Source organism: uncultured Pseudacidovorax sp., from assembly GCF_913773995.1.
Taxonomy (GTDB): Bacteria; Pseudomonadota; Gammaproteobacteria; order Burkholderiales; family Burkholderiaceae_C; genus Xenophilus.
Map to the genome: position 1 here is coordinate 1 of NZ_CAJYES010000219.1, position 5,446 is coordinate 5,446.

Below are 5,446 nucleotides of genomic sequence, written 5' to 3' on the forward strand. Positions count from 1 at the left end.
GCCGAGCGTTGGGCCTCGACGAAGGCCGGCCGGTGGTGGCCATCCTCCCCGGCAGCCGCCGTTCGGAGCTGCGCTACCTGGCCACACGCTTCTTCGCAGCTGCGGCCCGCATGCGACGCAGCCGGCCCGAGCTTCAATTCGTGGCGCCGATCATCCCGAGCCTGCGCGACGAAGCCGAGTCCTTGCTGGCGGCCAGCGAGATGGCGGGGGCCATCAAGCTGGTCGACGGCCGCTCTCACCAGGTGCTGGCCGCCTGCGATGTCACGCTGATCGCGAGCGGTACGGCCACGCTGGAGGCGGCACTGTTCAAGCGGCCCATGGTGATCGCCTACAACATGAATCGTGTGTCCTGGCACCTCATGCACCGGCAGCAGTTGCAGCCATGGGTAGGACTGCCGAACATCCTGTGCAGCGACTTCGTCGTGCCGGAACTCCTGCAGGACGCCGCGACGCCGCAGGCCCTCGCCGACGCGATATTGGGCTGGCTCGATGCGCCCGAGCGGATTGCCGCATTGCGCAGCCGTTTTGAACAGCTTCATGTGGAGCTGATGCGCGACACCCCCACACTCTGTGCCGATGCGATCGAGAAAGTCCTCCAAGCCTGAACAGGTGCCGCTGGCCTGGGACGCCCCGGGCCTGCTTGCCGGCGTGGACGAGGCCGGGCGCGGTCCCCTGGCCGGCCCGGTGGTCGCCGCGGCGGTGATCCTGGACGACCTGCGTCCCATCAAGGGCCTGGCCGACTCCAAGGTGCTCACGCCGCTGCGGCGTGAGAGGCTGCACGACGAGATCCTGGCCAAGGCCTTGTGCTGCTCGATTGCCGTCGCTTCGGTCGATGAGATCGACACCCACAACATCCTCCAGGCGACGATGCTGGCCATGCGCCGTGCGGTGCAGGGCTTGCGCCTTCGCCCTGCCAAGGTGCTGGTGGATGGCAACCGGCTTCCGCCGCTCGACGTACTTGCCGAAGCCATCGTCAAGGGCGATGCACGGGTGAAGGCCATTTCAGCCGCGTCGATCCTTGCCAAGGTCCATCGTGATCGGCTGTGCATGGCGTTGCACGACGAATTTCCCCAGTACGGCTTTGCGGCCCACAAGGGTTATGGCACCCGTGAGCATCTGGAGGCGCTGCGGCTGCACGGTGCCTGCGTGCACCATCGCCGGTCGTTCTCGCCGGTGGCCGAGGCGCTGCGGGTGGCGGGCGTTCCTTCCGTGGTGGTTCAGGTCGAGAGCGCCGCGCCCGTGACGGTGTCCACGCCGCTGGAGCGTCTGTCGCCATGAGCTCTGAGCCGGCCGCACCGCAGGACGGACGTCATCCAGCCGAGGCAGCAAGCTCGCCCTCGCGCGCGGCCGAGCCGGTGCGCATCAGCTCGCGCGACAACCCGGTGCTCAAGGATCTGCGTCGTCTCGCACGTGACGGCGGCAGCTATCGCCGTCTGGGACGGGTGTGGCTGGAGGGTGATCACCTCTGCAGGGCGGCGTTGGATCGGGGAATGCGGCCGGCGGCTGCAGTGTTCGCGGATTCCTTCTGGCTCCGTGCGCCCTGGCAGTTGGCCGAGGCGTCGTCCAAGGTCTATGTGGTGCCGGATGCGTTGCTGGCCGAGGCCAGCGGGCTGGAGTCGCCCGCGCCGGTGGGTTTTCTGATGGACATGCCTGAACAGCCATCCGTTCAGGCAGCACTGGCCACGGTCGTGCTCGACCGCCTGCAGGATCCTGGAAACGTCGGCTCCATCCTGCGCAGTGCCTCCGCCTTCGGGTTCTCGCAGATCCTGGCGCTGAAGGGGACGGTGGCGCTCTGGTCACCCAAGGTGATGCGGGCTGGCATGGGCGCGCATTTCGCCCTGCGACTCGTCGAAGGCGTGGATACCGCGGTTGTCGCCGACCTGGGGGTGCCGCTGCTGGCAACCAGCTCCCATCAGGGCCTCTGGCTGCATCAGGCGCCCCTGCCGTGGCCCTGCGCCTGGATGATGGGACACGAAGGGCAGGGCTTGGGTGCAGAACTCGATGCCATGGCCACTCTGCGTATCCGCATTGCGCAGCCTGGCGGCGAAGAGTCACTCAACGTCGCGGCGGCGGCGGCCGTGTGCCTTCATTCCAGCGCAGCCTTGAAGCTCGGGGCGGCGACCTGACGCCCTGGTCGGCAGGTCGTGGTCGCCGCCAGCGCGCCGACGCAACACATTCGAAAGAGTCACTCCAGCGCCCTGTGCAAGGCGGCTCCAATGGTGCAAAATTGTTAACTTTCGTGTCAAAACATTGACCGGGTTGGCAACGGCGCCGACGGGGTTCATGTTTGCGCTCGTTCATGCAACATCACGGTGGCAACGGTGCGGCGCCCCAGGTGCTGAATCAGCTGGTCAATGCGGTGGTGGCGGCCGTGCTGCTGGTTGCAGCCGTGCTCGCCGCGCTTGTGTTCACCTGGTCGGTCCAGCGCGTGCGTGCGGTGCACGAGATCGAAGACCAACTGCAGGTGTACCGCCTCGCCTTGAGCGCGGTCGAGTACGTGTCGGCCGAACGTGGGCCGATGAACGCGGCCCTGGGGCGTCCGGGTCAATTCGCGCCGGCGCTGGACGCAGCCCGTCGCAAGACGGACGTCTCGCTGGAGGCTTTGCGCAGGGCGTCGTCGGCGTGTGCCTCCTGTCAGCTCGGCCCCTACGAATTCGCCGCCATCGAAAGCGAGCTGCAGCAGGCCCGCGTGCAGGTACAGGCGCTGTTGACGCAGCGGCTGGCGCAGCGTGACCCGGGCCAGATGGCGCTGGTCATCGAACGCATGATCGGTGTGTCCGATCTCGAGTTCCGGTTGATCGATCAACTCGGCCAGAACCTGCAGCGGCTGGCACCGGAGATCGCCGCGCCGGTGGTCAGGGCCCGGCTTGCCGCATTGCTGAGGGAGAACGCGGGGCGCCTGGGCTCCAGATTGACGGTAGCTCTTGCCATGCAGCGCGAGCTTTCCCCCCCGGAACGACAGGGCGTGGCCGAGTTGCTCGGGCGCATCCGCCAGCTCAGCGAGCTGCTGCAGGCATCGATTCCGGCGACCTCGGCTCCCGGTGAAGAGGCTCGCGCTTTCGGCCGCGTCGTCGACGTGTACTTCGGGCATGGCATGGCCCATTTCGACGCCACCCTCGAGCGCATGGCTCAGCATCTCGGCCCCACGCCGGCGGAGTTCGCCGAGGCCTACGTGCCCACCATGGGAACGATCGTCGCGCTTCGCGACCTGGAGACGCATCTCGCCCAGGGGCACCTCAACGGTCTGCACGAGCGGGCCTGGTGGGTGCTGGCGGGGGTCGCCGCTGCCACACTGTCGCTGGCGATGCTGCTGGCCATTGGCATCGTGATGCTCAATCGGCGCCTGCTTTCGCCCTTGCTCGACACGGTGCACCGGCTGATCGGGCTGACCCAGGAGGACACCGCCTTCACCCCGCTGGCGCCCGCTCAGCGCCATGGCGGGTATGCGCGCGAACTGCGAACCATCTTCGCCGCGCTGCGGCATCTGGAGGAGCTGCTGCAGCGTTCGATCCATGTGCGTCGCGAACGCGACGCCCTGATTGCGCGCCTGCATGTGCTTGCGGGCACGGATCACCTCACCGGCCTGCCCAACCGCCGCACCTTCGAGCAACGGCTCCTGCAGGCCGGCGCGGAGAGTGGCGGGCAGATGCTGGCGCTGATCATGTTCGACATCGATCACTTCAAGCAGATCAATGACCAGCACGGGCATGAAGTGGGAGATCAGTTGCTGCGGCAGTTCGCCGACCGCCTGCGCTCGACGCTGCACCGGCCCGATCAGACGGCCCGCATCGGCGGCGAAGAGTTCGTCGTGTTCCAGGCGGTGGCCCGACCGGCAGAGGCCATGGCCCTGGCGGAGCACCTGCGCAGCGCGCTGAGCCGGCCGTTCTCGATCCCTGAGCATGGAACGATGGCCGTGACCGCGAGCTTCGGCGTGGCACTCACCCGGCAAAACGCCAAGCTGCAGACGCACGAACTCCTGCGGCGCGCCGACCAGGCGCTCTATCGGGCCAAGCGGGCCGGGCGCAACCGGTGCGAGATGGCGGACTTCGACGTCTCGGCATACACCAGCCGGCTCGAGGGTGAGGCGGCGAGGCTACAATAGGCGGCTTTTCGCAAACAGCGTCGCCCGATTCTTTTCTTCGCCAGAAAATTCCCTAGCACCGTTCGCAGCCAGCGCGGCCACGAACCTTGGGCGACCGTCTTATCCGGAGAACCCAGTGCTTTTGTCCCTCCAAGGGTCTTTTTCGCCCGCCATCCTGGCGCTCGCTGACGGCACGGTCTTTCTCGGCAAATCGATCGGTGCCCCCGGCACCACAGTCGGCGAGGTGGTGTTCAACACCGCCATCACCGGCTACCAGGAAATCCTCACCGACCCCAGCTATCTGCAGCAGATCGTCACGCTGACGTATCCGCACATCGGTAACTACGGCGTCAACGAGGAAGACATCGAAGCCGACAAGATCCAGGCCGCCGGGCTCATCATCAAGGATCTGCCGCTGCTGGCGTCCAACTTCCGCAGGACGCGCAGCCTGAGCGAGTACCTCGCCGCCAACGGCACCGTTGCCATTGCCGGCATCGACACCCGCCGCTTGACCCGCCACCTGCGCACCCATGGCGCGCAGAACGGCACCATGCTCGGCCTGGCCGCCGGCGAGACGCCCACGCAGGAACGCATCGACGCCGCCATCGCCGCCGCCAAGGCCGCGCCTTCGATGGCCGGCCTGGATTTGGCCAAGGTGGTCTCTACGCGCCAGACCTACGAGTGGACGCAGACCGAGTGGAAGCTGGGCGCCGGCTACGGCGTGCAGATCACGCCGCGTTTCCATGTCGTGGCCTTCGACTTTGGAGTCAAGAAGAACATCCTGCGCATGCTGGCGCAGCGCGGCGCTCGCATCACGGTGGTGCCGGCGCAGACGCCCGCGGCGGACGTTCTGAAGCTCAAGCCCGATGGCGTCTTCCTGGCCAACGGCCCCGGCGATCCGGAGCCCTGCGACTACGCCATCGCCGCGGCGCGCGAGCTGATCGAGACCGGCATCCCCACCTTCGGCATCTGCCTCGGCCACCAGATCATGGCCCTGGCCTCCGGGGCCAAGACCTTCAAGATGAAGTTCGGCCACCACGGCGGCAACCATCCGGTCAAGGATCTGGACACCGGCCGCGTCTCCATCACGAGCCAGAACCACGGCTTCGCCGTGGACGAGAAGACGCTGCCCGCCAACCTGCGGGCGACGCACATCAGCCTGTTCGACAACACGCTGCAGGGCCTGGCCCGCACCGACAAGCCGGCTTTCTGCTTCCAGGGGCACCCGGAAGCCTCGCCCGGCCCGCACGACATCGGCTACCTCTTCGACCGCTTCACGGCACTCATCGAAAAACACAAGGCGGAGGCGGTGAATGCCTAAGCGCACAGACATCAAGAGCATCCTCATCATCGGCGCCGGCCCGA

At 67.1% G+C, this 5,446-nt stretch carries 4 protein-coding genes and 1 pseudogene; all 5 read left to right on the plus strand.

What is annotated here, in order from left to right; translation table 11 throughout:
* Positions 1-605: pseudogene (locus QZ772_RS20355) on the plus strand (lipid-A-disaccharide synthase); the annotation flags it as partial.
* Entirely contained in the window at positions 577-1,278 is a 702-nt protein-coding gene (rnhB, locus tag QZ772_RS20360; RefSeq protein ID WP_295530140.1) for a ribonuclease HII, read from the plus strand. The pseudogene QZ772_RS20355 and the gene rnhB, both read left to right, overlap by 29 nt.
* A complete protein-coding gene (locus QZ772_RS20365; protein WP_295530143.1) occupies positions 1,275-2,126 on the plus strand; it encodes an RNA methyltransferase in 852 nt (283 codons plus the stop codon). The genes rnhB and QZ772_RS20365 overlap by 4 nt, the downstream gene beginning before the upstream one ends.
* Positions 2,127-2,299: 173 nt before the next feature.
* Entirely contained in the window at positions 2,300-4,102 is a 1,803-nt protein-coding gene (locus QZ772_RS20370; protein WP_295530146.1) for a diguanylate cyclase, read from the plus strand.
* A gap of 115 nt (positions 4,103-4,217) precedes the next feature.
* Complete coding sequence (carA, locus tag QZ772_RS20375) at positions 4,218-5,402, plus strand: glutamine-hydrolyzing carbamoyl-phosphate synthase small subunit (protein WP_295530150.1); 1,185 nt, start codon at positions 4,218-4,220, stop codon at positions 5,400-5,402.
* The last annotated feature ends 44 nt before the right edge of the window (positions 5,403-5,446 follow it).

Bases quoted from the DNA above. Each gene is read 5' to 3' on its own strand.
- QZ772_RS20370 (WP_295530146.1), top strand. From the start codon at position 2,300: ATGCAACATCACGGTGGCAACGGTGCGGCGCCCCAGGTGCTGAATCAG.
- QZ772_RS20365 (WP_295530143.1), top strand. From the start codon at position 1,275: ATGAGCTCTGAGCCGGCCGCACCGCAGGACGGACGTCATCCAGCCGAG.
- rnhB (WP_295530140.1), top strand. From the start codon at position 577: ATGCGATCGAGAAAGTCCTCCAAGCCTGAACAGGTGCCGCTGGCCTGG.